Source organism: Hymenobacter sp. UYP22 (assembly GCF_040547285.1).
GTDB lineage: Bacteria > Bacteroidota > Bacteroidia > Cytophagales > Hymenobacteraceae > Hymenobacter.
Window position 1 is genome coordinate 1 of sequence record NZ_JBEPPK010000012.1, and the last position, 14907, is coordinate 14907.

The following is a 14907-nucleotide window of genomic DNA, read 5'->3' on the forward strand; positions in this document are numbered from 1 at the left end:
ACGTGTCTGGAAAACTGGCTCGCTCTGCATTGGCTCGCATTTACGACACTCCTGCTGCGTAAAATCAACAAGCAACCGACTTCCTAAACAGCTTCATTGACATATAAGCTTTTTTGTAAGCAGATAACCGTTTTCAAACAAGTAAAAAACAGCCCGTCAGGCTAAGTCTAAGACTCAGCCTGACGGGCTGCGAAGCTAGCCGCGCTACTGCTTTACCGTTTCGGGGGCAATGCGGGTGGGAGTTTGCTGACCACTGATGATGCCGCCGGCGGCCCGGCCGATGGCGGTAATAACGGCCGTCATGTTGGCTAGGTCCAGGCTTTCCACTTCATCATCTACGGAATGGTACTTCTTGTCCGTCGGAATCTGGTCGGTGCTGATGGTGTGGGCGGGTACGCCCAGGCGGGCCAGGGTGGCGTTGTCGGAGCGGTAGAACAGGTTTTGCTCGGGGTACGGGTCGGACTCGAAGCGGAACACGGTGCCCTTGGCGTTATCCTGGAGCAGCTTGCCAAAGTCGGACCGGTCAAAGCCGGTGATGAAGGCGGTGTTGGGGCCGAACTTGGCCTGCTTACCAATCATTTCGATGTTGAACATGGCCATCACGTTCTTGGGGTCGAGCTGCTTGGAGAAATAGCGCGCACCGAAGCCGCCAATTTCCTCGGCCGTGAAAGCCACAAACACCAGCGGGCGGGCGTTGTCGTTCTTCTTCTTGAAATACTCGGCCAGCGCTACCACGGCGGTAGTGCCGCTGGCGTCGTCGTCGGCGCCGTTGGCAATGGAGTCGCCGGCCACGGCGGGCAGGAAGCCCAGGTGGTCGTAGTGCCCGCTGAACACCACCTGCTCGGTGGTGCGGGCGGCATCTTTACCAGGCAGCACGCCCACTACGTTGCGCAGCTCTACGGTACGGATGGTGGTGGTGGCCGCTACCTGAAACTTGAGGGGCGTGGCGGCCGGCGGAGCCAGAATGAGCAGCGTGGTAAATGGGGCTGGTTTCTCGGGCCGCAGACCGCCGCGCTTCACGTAGCCGGCTACCCGGTTGAAGGCAGCCGCTTGCACGGGGTCAATAAACACGATGGTGTTTTCCTTGGGGTCCAGCAACGGGCGGATTTCCTTCATCAGGTTATCCTGGGCGCCTACGGTGACTACCCGCGGCGCGGGCTCGTCGGCTTCGGTCCAGTTGAGGTGGGGCTGGCCCGAAATCAGGAGCATTTTATCGGGGGCTACTTTCACGCCGTTGATGGACACAAAAGCGGCGGCAGTGCGGGCTTCGTAGGCCGGAAACGTCTGCATAAAGTTTTGCAGCCCCGGCAGCGGCTCCAAGCCGATACGCTGAAACTCAGCGGCCAAAAAATCGGCGGCTTTTACGCTGCCGGGCTTGCCCGTGGCGCGGCCCTGCATGTCATCGGCGGCCAGCGTACGGATAATCCGCTCAATGGTGGCTTGGGGCACACCCGGGGCTGCAGCAGCAGTTGCAGACTTTTTTTGAGCAAGAACCTGAGTGGCAAACAGAGCAAGTACTAGAACGAAGGGGGGAATTTTTCGCATACCGCAAAATAACCATTTTGTTCTTTATCCGGTACCATTTGTTACCGGCACCCAAGCGGCCGCTTCTTCTTCTTACGTCTTACTGCCTTTTCGTTTGCCGATGCTCCGTCTTTGTTTGCCCCTTCTGTTGTTTGCGGCGGCATGCCAGAACACTGTTCCAACCACCGAAAGCACTCCGGATACTACCGCTTCGGCGGCAGTGCCAGCCGCGGAGCTGCGAGGTACCCGGTGGGTGCTGCACGCAGTAGCGGGGCAGGCTATTGCGCCCACTGATCCCAAAGAGCTTTACCTACAAATCAACGCTTCGGAGCTGCAGGTAGAGGGGCAAGCCAGCTGCAACCGTTTCCGGGGGGCCGTGGAACTGCCGGCGGCTAATCAGCTGCGTTTTGGTCCGTTGATGTCCACCCGTATGGCCTGCCCGGACATGGCGTTGGAAACGGGTTTTGTAGGCGCACTCAATACCGCCCGCTCCTACCAGATCAGTGGGGATACACTACGCTTATACGGTGAGCAGGCGGCAGCTCCGTTGGCCGAGTTGCACCGAGGCCGTTAGCTTGCAGAACGAATCAGCCCCGACTACTTTCAGATGGTAGTCGGGGCTGATTCGTTCTGAGGAAGTGTGGGTTTTTATTCGGCAACTGCTTTAGCATCAATGGCTGCCAGCACCGCCGCCCACTCCTCTTCAGTTTTGGCTTGACTAGACCCGGGCGCATTTTTCAGCGCCGGTGCCAGTTCGGGGGCAGCAGCTTGCAGAGCTTTCAGGCTCAGTTTTACCGGTTCCAGCTTTTGGTCAGGGCGAAGCAGATAGTAAGTAGGTTTATCCTCAATCTTATCATACCGCTCCCCGCTGCTGTAAGCGCCCTGATAGCTAGCCTTTAGTAGTGTTTTGCCAAAGCGTTTGAGCAGCGTGTACTTGCCGGCATGGAGCACTTCTACGTACTCGGCCCGCTGCGCCGGTACAGGCGACTCCAGGAAACGCCGGAAGGTACGCTTGTGCGCGGGTTGCAGACCAACGGGCACATCCAGTTCAAAGCCTGCCAGCTTACGGTCGTCCAGAGCCAGCGAGTCGCGCCTGTTTAGCGGCCTCATCAGGAGCCGCCGATTCAACACGTCGTATTTCAGCGGGATAGGTGTTAAGGGTACGCCCGTGGTCATGCGCAGATGGCCCTGCAGCCAACGGTTGTCGACATAGGGGGTTCCGATGGTACCGTAGGAGTTGCCCCGAGGCAGGACCGCTGCCGCCCCGTCAACCAGGGCGTCCATATTGGCTTGGGCTGCTGCCCCCGCCTGTCCGATGGAGGTCTGCTGACCGAAAGCCGAGCCGGCCAGCAAAGACATGCACCCAATTACGAAAAACCGACTAAGCATTATGAGGTAGAAATACGGTAAATGGACGAGGAACTTTTGGTGCCCTAAGCTACCATTTTTCCGGTGTTCCTACGCAATTATCCCAGCGTCAGTACTAAATCGTCGGCGTTGACCAGGCTGCCTTCCGTGAGACTCACTGCTTGAACAGTCGTATCATCGGGGGCCGTAATGGTGGTTTCCATCTTCATGGCTTCGATGATGAACAATGGCTCGTTTTTGCGCACCTGCTGGCCGTTTTCTACCAGTACGCGGCTCAGCATGCCTTGCAGCGGTGCGCCTACCTGGCGGGGGTTGCCTTTGTCGGCTTTGGGGTTCAGAATGCGCTTTACCTCCACCGAAGTATCCCGGATTTCCAGGTTGCGCGTCTGGCCGTTGAGGGTAAAGAACATGGTGCGGCAGCCGTCCTCGTTCACGGGCCCGATGCTTTGCAGACCAACAATAATGCTCTTGCCCCGGGCAATATCGATGATGGTTTCCTCGCCGGGCTGCAGGCCGTAGTAGAACACCCGCGTGGGTATCACCGCCACGTCGCCGTACTCCTCCCGGTGCTGCCAGTATTGCTCAAACACTTTGGGGTAGAGCAACCAGGAAAGCACATCGGTGAAGGAGCTGCGGCGGCCAAATTTCTCCTCGAATTTCTGCCATTCCGCCTCGAAGTCGATGGGCGCAAGGTGCTCGTTGGGCCGGTCGGTGAAGGGCTGCTCGTCTTTCAGAATCAGCTTCTGCACCTCGGCGGGCCAGCCGCCTTCGGGCTGGCCAATATCACCCCGGAACAGTTCCCGCACCGACTCCGGGAAGCTGAGGCCCTGGCCTTTTTCCAGCACGTCACGGGTAGTGAGGTTGTTGCTGACCAGAAACAAGGCCATGTCGCCCACCACTTTCGAGCTGGGCGTCACCTTCACAATGTCACCGAAGAGCTGGTTAACGTCGGCAAAAGTCGTTTTTACAGTTTCAAACTTATCCAGGAGCCCCAATGAGGCCGCCTGGGGCCGCAGGTTGGAGTATTGCCCCCCGGGAATTTCGTGCTGGAACACCTCCGAGGTGCCCGCCTTCAACCCCGACTCAAACGGATAGTAGTACTCGCGTACGGTTTCCCAATAGTTGCTGAATTCGTTGAGCGAGAGTTGGTCGAACTCCCGGTGGCGCTCCTGCCCGCGCAGCATTTCCACCACGGAGTTGAAGTTGGGCTGGGCCGTGAGGCCTGAAAGGCTGCCCAGGGCCACATCAATGACATCTACGCCAGCCTCTACGGCCTTGAGGTAAGTGGCGGCCTGCAGACTGCTGGTATCGTGGGTGTGCAAGTGAATGGGCAGGCTAATGGTGGCGCGCAGGGCCGTTATCAGCTCGGTGGCGGCGTAGGGCTTCAGCAGCCCGGCCATGTCCTTGATGCACAGTATATGCGCGCCGGCATCCTCAATCTGCCGGGCCAAGCGCAGATAGTACTCCAAGTTGTATTTCTGGTTGCGCTTGGCGTCTAGTATATCACCGGTATAGCAGATGCTGGCTTCGGCCAACCGGTCCGTTTTGTTGCGCACAAACCCAATGCAGGCTTCCATGCCCGGCATCCAGTTCAGGGAGTCGAAGATGCGAAACACGTCGATGCCGGTTTCGGCGGCCTGCTGCACAAACCGCTCCGTGAGGTTATCGGGGTAGGCCTTGTAACCTACGCCATTCGCCCCCCGAATCAGCATCTGGAGCAGGATGTTGGGCACGGCGGCGCGCAGCTTGGCCAGCCGCTCCCAGGGGTCTTCGTGCAGGAAGCGCAGGGCCACATCAAACGTGGCCCCACCCCAGCACTCCAGGGAGAAGGTTTGGGGGTGCTGATGGGCGTACCGCTCGGCCACCTTCAACATATCGAAGGTGCGCATACGGGTGGCCAGCAGGCTCTGGTGGGCGTCGCGGAGGGTGGTGTCGGTGTAGTGAATCTGCGGGTCGGCGCGCAGCCACTTGGCAAACTCCTTGGGACCCAGCTCGGTGAGCTTGTTCTTGGTGCCGGACGGCGGGGGCGTGCTGGGGTCGAAGTGCGGGAGGCGGGGCTTGCGCAGGTCGCGCTTGGGGTCCACGAGGCCGCGCACGTCGGGGTTGCCGTTCACAATCACGTCGCCGAGGAAGCTGAGGACTTTGGTGGCGCGGTCCTGGCGGGGCTTGAACTTGAACAGCTCCTGGTGGTCCTTGATGAAGTCCACGTTGGCCTCGCCGGCCATGAATACCGGGTGAGCAATGATGTTCTGCAAAAACTGGATGTTGGTACTCACCCCACGCACCCGGAACTCATCGAGGGTGCGGGCCATTTTCTGGGCCGCACCGTCCAAGGTGGGCGCGTGGGCCGATACCTTTACCAGCAGGGAGTCAAAAAACGGCGACACTTTTACCCCGGTATACACCGAGCCCTGGTCGAGCCGGATGCCGAACCCGCCCGCCGAGCGGTAGGCCGTAATGGTGCCGTAATCGGGCTTGAAATCCTGCTCGGGGTCTTCGGTGGTGATGCGGCATTGAATGGCATAGCCCATCTTCAGGGGCGTGATGTCCGGCCCTAGCCCAATTTCGGCGTCAGTGAGGCGGCGGCCGTCGGCAATGTGCAGCTGGGTTTTGATCAGATCCACGCCGGTTATCATCTCCGTCACGGTGTGCTCCACCTGAATGCGCGGATTCACCTCAATGAAGTAGATGCGGTCCTGCTCGGGGTTCACCAAGAATTCGACGGTACCCACGTTGTTGTAGTTCACGGCCCGGCCCAGACGCAAGGCGTACTCATACAGCAGGTGGCGCAGGTGGTCGGGCAGGTGCAGAGAAGGCGCTACTTCCACCACTTTCTGGTAGCGGCGCTGCACCGAGCAGTCCCGCTCGTAGAGGTGGGTAAGGCCGCCGTGGTTGTCGGCTACCAGCTGCACCTCAATGTGCTTGGGCCGCTCCACAAACTTCTCCAGAAACACGGTATCATCGCCAAACGCTTTCAGGGCTTCGTTGCGGGCCTCAAAGAAGCCCCGCTCCAGCTCATCATCGTTCCGAATCACGCGCATACCGCGTCCTCCGCCCCCACTAGCCGCCTTCAGCATCACGGGGTAGCCAATGCGGTGCGCTTCCTCCAGAGCCACATCCAGGTCAACCAGGTCCTGCTCGCTGCTTTCAATGATGGGTACTTGGCACTCCACGGCCACCCGCTTGGCCGCCACCTTGTCGCCGAGGGCTTCCATTACTTCCGGGCGCGGCCCCACGAAAATGATGCCCTCCTCGCGGCAGCGCCGGGCCAGGGTGGCATTTTCGCTCAGGAAGCCGTAGCCGGGATGAATAGCGTCGGCCCCATTTTCCTTGGCCGTCCGGATAATGTCTTCAATGTCCAGGTAGGGTTTGAGCGGCTCATCGTCGCGGCCCACCTGGTAGGCCTCGTCAGCCTTGTAGCGGTGCAGGGAATACCGGTCTTCGTAGGTATAGATGGCAACGGTCTGAATGCCCAGCTCGGTAGCGGCGCGCAGGACACGAATGGCAATTTCGCCCCGGTTGGCGACCAGCAGTTTGCGGATGTTCATCAGTTTCAGGAGAAGGTGACAGGTGAAGCAGGGAAGCGGTGCAAGCTACACAACAGAGGGAAATTCATCAGCGAATATTTGCTAAAAGTTTATTTTTCGCAAAATACAAGGTAATCTATATCTGATTTCAATGTTGTGAAACCAAAGCGGTGTAGTCGAGTTAATCAACCATAGCTTTCAGGTTTCTACAATTTCTACCATGCAATTCTCCGGCAAAAACATTCTTATCGTGGGCGCTTCTTCCGGTATTGGTCTGGCTACGGCCCGGCTGCTGCACGGGCTGGGCGCGCAGCTTTACACCGCTTCCCGCCACGAATCCGGCGAGCTGGCCGAGCTAGGCACCACTTTCCTGCCCCTTGATGTGACTCAGCCCATTGGGGCGGCGCTGGACGGCCTGCCTGAAGTGCTGCACGGCGTGGTGTACTGCCCCGGCAACATCAAGCTGCGACCCTTCGAACGGATTCCGGTGGAGGATTTTCGGGGCGACTTTGAGCTGAATGTACTGGGCGCGGTGCAGGTGCTGCAGGCCAGCATGAAGCGCCTGAAGAAAGCGGGTGGCGCCTCGGTGGTGCTGTTCAGCACCGTAGCCGCCGAAACGGGCATGGCCTTCCACGCCAGCATTGCCACTGCCAAAGCGGCCGTGGAAGGCCTCACCCGCGCCCTGGCCGCCGAGTATGCCGCCAGCAATATCCGGGTGAATGCCGTGGCCCCTTCCCTGACGAACACGCCCTTGGCCGCCACCTTGCTCAACACCCCCGAGAAGGCCGAAGCCAGCGCTAAGCGTCACCCCCTGCAGCGCATCGGGGAGCCCGAGGACCTGGCCTACATGGCCTCCTTCCTCCTCTCCGACCACGGCTCCTTCATAACCGGCCAAGTGCTGCCCGTTGATGGAGGAATGGGCCGGCTGAAGTAGGCGGGTATCCAGCCCACTGAAACTCAACTTTATCAATCAGATTAAGGTTATACCGTCATGGAACCGCAACCCACCCCTACCGCCGAATCGGCCACGGCCCTGAAAGCCCGCATCAAGCAAGCTTATCTGGAATACGTGCAGCGCAAGGGCGCGCCGCCGGCTTCGGTGTTCAAACTCACGCACAAGCTGGGGCTGCCCGAACAGGATTTCTACCGCTTCTACGCCAATTTTGAGGGTATTGACCGGGAAATTTGGGCCGACTTTGGGCGTGATGCGCGCACGGTAGCTGCCCAGGAACCCGTGTGGGAGCAGTATGGCAGCCGCGAAAAGCTACTTGGGTTCTACTACACGTTGCTGGAGCTGCTGAAGCGCAACCGTAGCTACGCCCTGCAAAGCCTGCGCCGCTCCCTGCACAGCATGCCCGGCCTCACGCCCCGGGTGCTCGATGATTTCCGGCAGGAGTTTGAGGTGTTTGTGGGTGAAATCCTGCGGGAAGGCCGCCGTACCGAGGAAGTAGCCAGCCGCCCGCTGCTGCAGGACCAGTACCCTCGTGCTTTTTGGCAGCAAATGCTGTTCGTGCTGGGCTTCTTCGCCAAAGACGACACCGTAGACTTTGCGCGCACCGATGCCGCCGTGGAAAAGGCTGTTACCCTGAGCTTTGACTTGGTGGGCCGTAACACACTGGATTCGGCAGCTGATTTCATCCGGTTTCTGGTGCGCCGGTAGCATCTTTCCGAACGGCAATACCTTAATCAGCAGTCATCCTGAGCAGCACGAAGGACCGAACCACGTAAGCACAAGCCGTCAGCGCGACAATCAGGCAGGCGTGGTTCGGTCCTTTGCGCTGCTCAGAATGACAAGCGCAAACGGTCTGTTTCTATGGACGATACCCCCAAGCCTCTCACTTCCCTGCCTACCACCAAGGTGGCCCGGGCGGCGCGCTTCGCCAAAACCGGCCTCAACGTGGGTGCCAACTACGTGAAGCACTACGCCAAGCGGGCCGTGGGTGCGGATAGCCCTACCGCCGACCTGCACGCGGCCAATGCGGCCGAGCTGTACGGTACGCTCAGCGAAATGAAAGGCTCGGTGCTGAAAGTGGCCCAGATGCTGGCCATGGAAAAAAACCTGCTACCCACTGCTTACGCCGACCAGTTTGCCCAGGCTCAGTACCAAACCCCACCACTGTCGGGCCCGCTGGTAGTGAAGGCGTTTCGGGATGCGTTTGGCAAGTCGCCGTTTGAGGTGTTTGATGAGTTTGATATCAACGCCCGCCAGGCGGCCAGCATTGGGCAGGTGCACGCGGCCCGCAAGCATGCCTTGGACTTGGCTGTGAAAGTGCAGTACCCGGGCGTGGCCGACAGCATCCGTTCCGATATCCGGCTGGTGAAGCCTATTGCGTTACGCGTGCTAGGCCTTGATGAGGCCACCGTGCGCCCCTATATGCAGGAAGTGGAAACTCGTTTGCTGGAGGAAACCGACTACGCCCTGGAGCTAAATCGGGGCCAGCAGATTGCCGCCGCTTGTACCCACTTGCCTCATTTGCAGTTCCCGCAGTACTACCCTGAGCTGTCTTCCAGCCGCATCCTGACCATGGATTGGCTTCCCGGCCAGCACCTAAAGGAGTTCCTGGAAACCAACCCCGGCCAGGCAGTGCGCAACCAGCTCGGCCAAGCCCTGTGGGATTTTTACATGTTCCAGCTCAACGAGTTGCGCCAGGTGCACGCCGATCCGCACCCCGGCAATTTCCTACTCACCAATACCAATGGTGGCACCGTAGGCGCGCTGGATTTTGGTTGCGTAAAGGAAATTCCGGCCGATGTGCACCGTCTGTTCACGGCCCTGCTCACGCCCGCAACCCTCGCCGACCCCGCCCGCCTGGCGGCGCTGCTGGAAGAGGGGGGCGTGCTGCGCCCCGATGACCCCGCCGTCCGCCGCGACTTTTACGTGCGCACCATGCAGGCCTCCTTGGAGCTAGTGGGTCGCCCCTTCCGCCAGCCCACCTTCGATTTTGGCGACCCGGCCTACATGCAGAGCCTCTATGCCCTCGGCGACGACCTGATGCAGGAGCCCGAGCTGCGCCAGCAGCGCGAGCCGCGTGGCTCCGAGCACTTCATCTACCTCAACCGCACTTACGTGGGCCTCTACGCCTTGCTCACCGAGCTACGCGCCTTTGTTCGCACTACCCCCGCCGAATAATTGACAGGTTGCCAAACCAAACCGGCACCCCACAGTTTTAGCATCCTGGCGCAACTTGTGTACTTACACGAGTTGCGCCAGGATGCTTTTTTCTCCCACCTCTATTTCCCTTTTACATGAAAAGAATCTGGACCCTCTGCGCGGCGCTGTTAAGCGTGGTATCGGTAGCCTCGGCCCAATCGACGATGAGCTGCTGCACCAAGCCTGCCGCTGGCCAGGCTGCTACCGAGGTATTCGCCATGCTGGCCTCTAATGAAGACTTCTCGGGGGGCCACGATGCTCCGTTGCCTTTCACCTACGCCGGTGACGGCCGCCTGATTGAGTTTAAAACCACCGACGGGCAGCCAGGCAAGGCCTTCGAAATCAAAAGCAAAACCAAGTCGGATAAATACCTCTTCGTGATTCATGAGTGGTGGGGCCTGAATGACTACATCAAACAGGAAGCCGGCCGCTTCGCCGAGGAGCTGCCCGGCGTCAACATTATTGCCCTTGACCTCTACGACGGCCAGGTAGCCACCGACGCCGATCAGGCCGGTAAGCTGATGCAAGCCGTAAAAACCGAGCGTGCCCAGGCTATTATTAACGGGGCCCTCACGTACGCCGGCCCCACTGCCAAAATCAGCAGTATCGGCTGGTGCTTCGGTGGCGGTTGGAGCATCCAGACGGCGCTGTTGGCGGGCTCTAAAGCAAAGGCCTGCGTGGCTTACTACGGCATGCCGGAGAAGGACGTGGCGAAGCTCAAGACGCTGAACACCGATGTGCTGTTCGTGTTTGCCAAGCAGGATAAGTGGATCAACCAAGAGGTGGTTGACCAGTTCCGCCAAGACATGGCCGCCGCGAAAAAAGGCCTCACGGTGAAAACCTACGATGCCGACCACGCCTTCGCCAACCCCTCCAACCCCAAATACAACAAAGCCATGGCCACCGACGCCCACACCGCTTCCGTCGCCTACCTCAAAAAGAACCTGAAGCTGAAGTAAATTCCGGCTTTAGCCGGGCTCATGGAATAACCCGGATGCGTTCCGGCAGCCGGTGCCTTTCAGACCGAACGTGAAAAGGCTGCCCAGTGGGCAGCCTTTTTTGCATCATCGTGCAGCGCTTCTGCAGACTATTCCAGCAACCGGGCCTGGAGTTGCGCCAGGCTTTCGGGGAGTTGCTGCAGGTCATCGAGCACAAAGTAGAGGTCCTGGAATTTGTCTTTCTCGAAGGGAGTATCCAGTACGCCATTGAGGGTGAAGGGCAGGCGGGTAGGCGCGTCACTGAGGCTAAATTTCACTTCGCCGTGCGAAGACAGCAGCCCCGCCCCGTAAATGCGTAGACCATCGGGCTGCTGCACCAGGCCAAACTCGGCCGTGAACCAGTACAGGCGCGTGAACTGCTCCAGCGTGCCGGGCCAGCGCTGGCCGTGGTGCACGGCGGCCGCGCCCAGCGCCTGTAAAAAGTCAGCAAAGCCAGCATCCGTCAGCAGCGGCACATGGCCGAACACGTCATGGAACATGTCGGGCTCCTCGAGGTAATCGAGTTGCTCCAGGGTGCGCAGCCAGGTAGTAGCGGGGAATTTACGGTCGGCTAGCAGTTGGAAGAAGATGGCATCATCCACGATGCCGGGCACTACCACCAGCTCCCAGCCCGTCAGCTCCCGCAGGCGCGGGTTCACCTCCCGGAAATCGGGAATGGCCTCCCGCCTGAAGCTCACCCGGCGCACACCCTCCAGAAAAGCCTCGGCGGCACGGCCGGGCAGGAGCGCCATCTGGCGGTCGAACAACAGCTGCCACACGTGTTGGTCGGCGGCAGTGTAGTGGGAATAGACTTGCGTGAGCAGCGGCAGGGCGGCGGAAGCAACGGGAGCGGCAGAAACAGACTGCATAAAACGAGAACGAAAAAGGTAGAAAAAGAAAAAGCCTGCCTCCGCAGGAAGCGGAAGCAGGCTTGAAAAGACGGTGGGGAGGGTGAAGTGCTATGCTCAGGTCCTCGCGTACGCCGTGGCCGCTCCGCTCCGAAGGGGAGCGTAATAAGTGGCGGCGTAATAATAGCGGGACGTGAGCAGCATGTGGCCGTAAAGGTAAGCGAGTTTTTATATTCTACGCTGTCATCCTGAGCAGCTCGCAGGACCCTATCACGTCTGCGTGACTCATATCAGATATGATCAGGCACCTTTGCTCCGCTCAAGATGACAGCGTGGCTACTCCACTGGCTGCAGCTCCCAGCCGCTCGATAGCAACGCGGCCAGCTCGGCTACGCTTTCGGTGAGCTGTTCCCAGCTGTTGAGCACGAAGTACTGGTCCTGCAGATGAGCCTCGCTGTAAGGCGTGTGCAGCACGGTGGCCAGGTCGAAGGGGAAGCGGCGGGCAACGTCGCCGATGCAATGGTGGATTTCACCGGAAGAAGAGAGCAGACCAGCCCCGTACATCCGCGTCTGGCCATGCTCCTCTACTAATCCAAACTGCACCGTGAAGCCGTAGAGCCGTTCCAGGCGAGCCAGGGCAGCGGCGTCGTCGAGGTGCTGCGCCGCCACCTGACCCAGGAAGTGCAGAAAATCGGCAAAGGCCTGATCCATCAGCAGTGGCACGTGCCCGAATACGCCGTGAAACAGATCAGGCTCCTCAATGAAATCAAACTGCGCCATGCTCCGAATCCAGACGGTGGCCGGAAACTTGCGCTGGGCCAATAGCCCAAAGAACTCGGCATCGTTCAGCATACCCTGCACGGGCTCCAGCTGCCAGCCGGTGGCCTTGTGCAGCCGCTGGCTTACCTCCCCAAAATCAGGAATGGCGTTGCGGTGGAAACCTACTGCCTCCAGGCCTTTGCCAAACGCCGAGCAAGCTCGCTTGTGAAGCAGGGCCGTCTGGCGGTCGAATAATACCTTCCAAACCAACTGATCCTGGGAAGTGTACTGGTCGTAGCGTTGCTGTAGCATAGCGGAAAGGGCAGAAAAAAAAGCCCGGCTCCTTGCGGGAGTCGGGCTCTTGTGTGGATTTCAGAGGAGAAGCATGCTGTTGTTCTTCCTATCTCATCCGCATAAGCGCCCGACCTCGTCCTGGACAGGACGATTAATGGTCATAAAGCACTTCGCAGATAGATTCAGCATGTTGATGCAAATATAGAAGAATTTCAGAATATACAGTTTTTCAACACTCTTAATTTTTATAGGCATCTACCTGAAATATAGGTTTCATTTCAAAAATATACCTCATACCGCAAGGGCTAAAAGGGAAAATAATATTCATTTAGTGGATTACCCCCTTTAATCGAAGGTCAGCTATACTAATACCTATCAGTTAGACTACCCACAATTTACCGGATTGCAACTGACCACAGCCAAAACGCAACGCTTCGCATTTCAGCTATGGTCAGTCACTCATTTAATGGCATCGTTCCGCCACGAGCCGCAGAGTGCTGGGTCGCTATTTCGACTTCGCTCCGCACGACGTTTCTATTTTGCCTGCCCAACGCACCTACTCCAACTCCTCGCGCAGCTGGTACACTTTGCGCAGGTTGCGGATCAGGCGCTCTGACTCCTGGAAATTCAGCGTTTGGGCGCCGTCGGAGGCGGCCTCTTCGGGCTTCTCGTGGGCTTCGTAGATGATGCCGTCGGCCCCGGCCATTACGCCGGCCAGCGCCATCGTGGGCACGTACTCGCGGATACCAATGCCGTGGGAGGGGTCGACGATGACGGGCAAGTGGGTTTTCTCCTTCAAAATGGGCACGGCATTCAAATCCAGTGTGTTGCGCGAGGCCGTTTCGAAGGTACGGATGCCCCGCTCACAGAGGATTAGCTTCTCGTTGCCACCCGAAAACACGTACTCGGCTGAGGAGAGCAGCTCTTCCAGAGTGCCCGAAATACCGCGCTTAATCATCACGGGTTTATCCACGCCTCCCAGGGCATCCAGCAGGTTGAAATTCTGAGTGTTGCGCGCCCCCACCTGGAACACGTCCACGTAGTCGTGCATTTCCTCCACCTGCGACACCTGCATTACCTCCGTCACGATTTTGATGCCCCGCTCCCGGGCCATGCGGTGGAAATCCTTGAGGCCATCCATGCCCAACCCCCGGAACGCGTACGGCGACGAGCGGGGCTTGAACACGCCCCCACGCATAATACGTACATCGTTGTCCACGAGATGCTGCATGATTAGCTCCATCTGCTTTTCGCTCTCGATGCTGCACGGGCCGGCGGCCAGCGTGAGTGAGCCTTCCCCAATGCGCACTCCGTCGCCGAGGTCGAGCACGGTGGGGCGCACGCGCCATTTGCGGCTTACCAGCTTGTAGTCGTCGGATACGCGGTGAATGTCGAGGATGCCGGGTAGCTGGCCGATGGTACGCAGGTCGATGTCGGCTTTGCCAATAGCTACCAGGTAGTGGGCGCGCTGGGTTGTTACCTCGGTGGTTTTGTAGTTGAGCCCGTTAATGCGGGCCAGGATATCCGCTTTGGCGGTTTCCGAAATGGTGGGTTCGAGCTGGATGATCATGTTCTGATGGAGTTCCCGCAGAGGACGCAGAGGGTTGAGCAGCGGACGCAGAAGAACGACCTCCGCGTCCTCTGCGGAAACCGCTGCGTCCTCTGCGGGAAACTTTATTGGAAGACAGAAGAAACAAACCGCTTCGCCGCGGCCGGGGCATCGTCGGTACCGTCCAGGGCCCGAATGAAGGCCGTGCCGATGATGGCCCCCTCGGCGTACTGGCAGGCGCGCTGGAAGGAAGTCTTATCACCGATACCAAAGCCAATCAGGCGCGGATTGCGCAGCTGCATGGCCTCAATGCGCTGGAAATACGCTTCCTGCGCCCCCGCATCCTGGCCGGTGTTGGAGCCGGTGGTGCCAGGGCCCGATACCAGGTAGAGGAAGGAATCCGTCAGCTCGTCGATGCGGCGGATACGCTCGGGGGCCGTTTGGGGCGTAATCAAAAACACCGGCCGCAGATTGTGGCGGCGGAAGATTTCCTGATACTCGGTAACGTAGTCATCTAAGGGCAAATCGGGCAGAATCACGCCATCCACCCCGGCGGCGGCGGCTTCCCGGCAGAAGTTCTCCACCCCAAACTGCATTACCGGGTTGAGGTAGCCCATGAGCAGCACCGGCGTTTCGGGCACGGTTTGGCGGAAGTTCTGGAGCTGGTTGAATAGCACCCGCAGGTTCATCCCATTCTGCAAAGCCGCTGTGCTGCTCTGTTGAATTACCGGCCCGTCGGCCAGGGGGTCAGAAAACGGCATGCCAATTTCGATGAGGTCAGCACCGGCTTCGCTCAGGGCTTGTAGCAGCGGCACCGTATCGTGCAGGCGGGGGTAGCCGGCCGTGAAGTAGACGTTGAGCAGGTTGCGGCCTTTGCGCTGAAAGGCGTCTTGAATACGATTCGGCATGG

Annotated in this window: 12 protein-coding genes; 5 read left to right on the top strand and 7 right to left on the bottom strand. The window is 59.1% G+C overall.

Annotation, left to right across the window (positions count from 1 at the left end; genetic code table 11):
• Nucleotides 1-204: 204 nt before the first annotated feature.
• Nucleotides 205-1449, bottom strand: a complete 1245-nt coding sequence (locus ABIB60_RS16660; protein ID WP_354581480.1) for a M20/M25/M40 family metallo-hydrolase — start codon at nt 1447-1449, stop codon at nt 205-207.
• A 211-nt stretch (nt 1450-1660) separates the two neighbouring features.
• Between ABIB60_RS16660 and ABIB60_RS16665 the strand changes: the two genes are divergently transcribed.
• On the top strand, nt 1661-2098 hold the full coding sequence (locus ABIB60_RS16665) for an META domain-containing protein (RefSeq protein WP_354581482.1): 438 nt from the start codon (nt 1661-1663) through the stop codon (nt 2096-2098).
• Nucleotides 2099-2172: 74 nt separating this feature from the next.
• Here ABIB60_RS16665 and ABIB60_RS16670 read toward each other — a convergent pair whose 3' ends face one another.
• Nucleotides 2173-2913: a hypothetical protein gene (locus tag ABIB60_RS16670; RefSeq protein ID WP_354581484.1), complete on the bottom strand. Its 741-nt coding sequence runs from the start codon at nt 2911-2913 to the stop codon at nt 2173-2175.
• Nucleotides 2914-2990: 77 nt separating this feature from the next.
• Nucleotides 2991-6440, bottom strand: coding sequence for a pyruvate carboxylase (locus ABIB60_RS16675; RefSeq protein WP_354581486.1), 3450 nt, complete (start codon nt 6438-6440; stop codon nt 2991-2993).
• Between the two features lie 199 nt (nt 6441-6639).
• On the opposite strand from ABIB60_RS16675, the gene ABIB60_RS16680 reads away from it, so the two are divergent.
• The 4 genes from ABIB60_RS16680 to ABIB60_RS16695 all read left to right on the top strand — a co-directional run bounded on the left by ABIB60_RS16680 (nt 6640) and on the right by ABIB60_RS16695 (nt 10529).
• The gene (locus ABIB60_RS16680; RefSeq protein WP_354581488.1) at nt 6640-7353 is read left to right on the top strand and encodes an SDR family NAD(P)-dependent oxidoreductase; all 714 of its coding nucleotides are present in this window, start codon (nt 6640-6642) and stop codon (nt 7351-7353) included.
• A gap of 57 nt (nt 7354-7410) precedes the next feature.
• Nucleotides 7411-8079: a TetR/AcrR family transcriptional regulator gene (locus ABIB60_RS16685; protein WP_354581490.1), complete on the top strand. Its 669-nt coding sequence runs from the start codon at nt 7411-7413 to the stop codon at nt 8077-8079.
• A 153-nt stretch (nt 8080-8232) separates the two neighbouring features.
• Nucleotides 8233-9549: an ABC1 kinase family protein gene (locus ABIB60_RS16690; RefSeq protein WP_354581492.1), complete on the top strand. Its 1317-nt coding sequence runs from the start codon at nt 8233-8235 to the stop codon at nt 9547-9549.
• A 116-nt stretch (nt 9550-9665) separates the two neighbouring features.
• Nucleotides 9666-10529, top strand: a complete 864-nt coding sequence (locus tag ABIB60_RS16695) for a dienelactone hydrolase family protein (RefSeq protein ID WP_354581494.1) — start codon at nt 9666-9668, stop codon at nt 10527-10529.
• A gap of 128 nt (nt 10530-10657) precedes the next feature.
• Here the strand turns inward: ABIB60_RS16695 and phhA are convergent, their stop codons facing one another.
• The 4 genes from phhA to trpA all read right to left on the bottom strand — a co-directional run bounded on the left by phhA (nt 10658) and on the right by trpA (nt 14905).
• Nucleotides 10658-11416, bottom strand: coding sequence for a phenylalanine 4-monooxygenase (gene phhA, locus ABIB60_RS16700; protein WP_354581496.1), 759 nt, complete (start codon nt 11414-11416; stop codon nt 10658-10660).
• A gap of 315 nt (nt 11417-11731) precedes the next feature.
• Nucleotides 11732-12466: a phenylalanine 4-monooxygenase gene (locus tag ABIB60_RS16705; protein WP_354581498.1), complete on the bottom strand. Its 735-nt coding sequence runs from the start codon at nt 12464-12466 to the stop codon at nt 11732-11734.
• A gap of 538 nt (nt 12467-13004) precedes the next feature.
• Nucleotides 13005-14018 (bottom strand): 3-deoxy-7-phosphoheptulonate synthase, encoded by a 1014-nt coding sequence (gene aroF, locus ABIB60_RS16710; RefSeq protein WP_354581500.1) that lies wholly within the window; start codon nt 14016-14018, stop codon nt 13005-13007.
• 104 nt (nt 14019-14122) lie between these two features.
• Nucleotides 14123-14905, bottom strand: coding sequence for a tryptophan synthase subunit alpha (gene trpA / locus ABIB60_RS16715; RefSeq protein WP_354581502.1), 783 nt, complete (start codon nt 14903-14905; stop codon nt 14123-14125).
• Nucleotides 14906-14907: the final 2 nt, after the last annotated feature.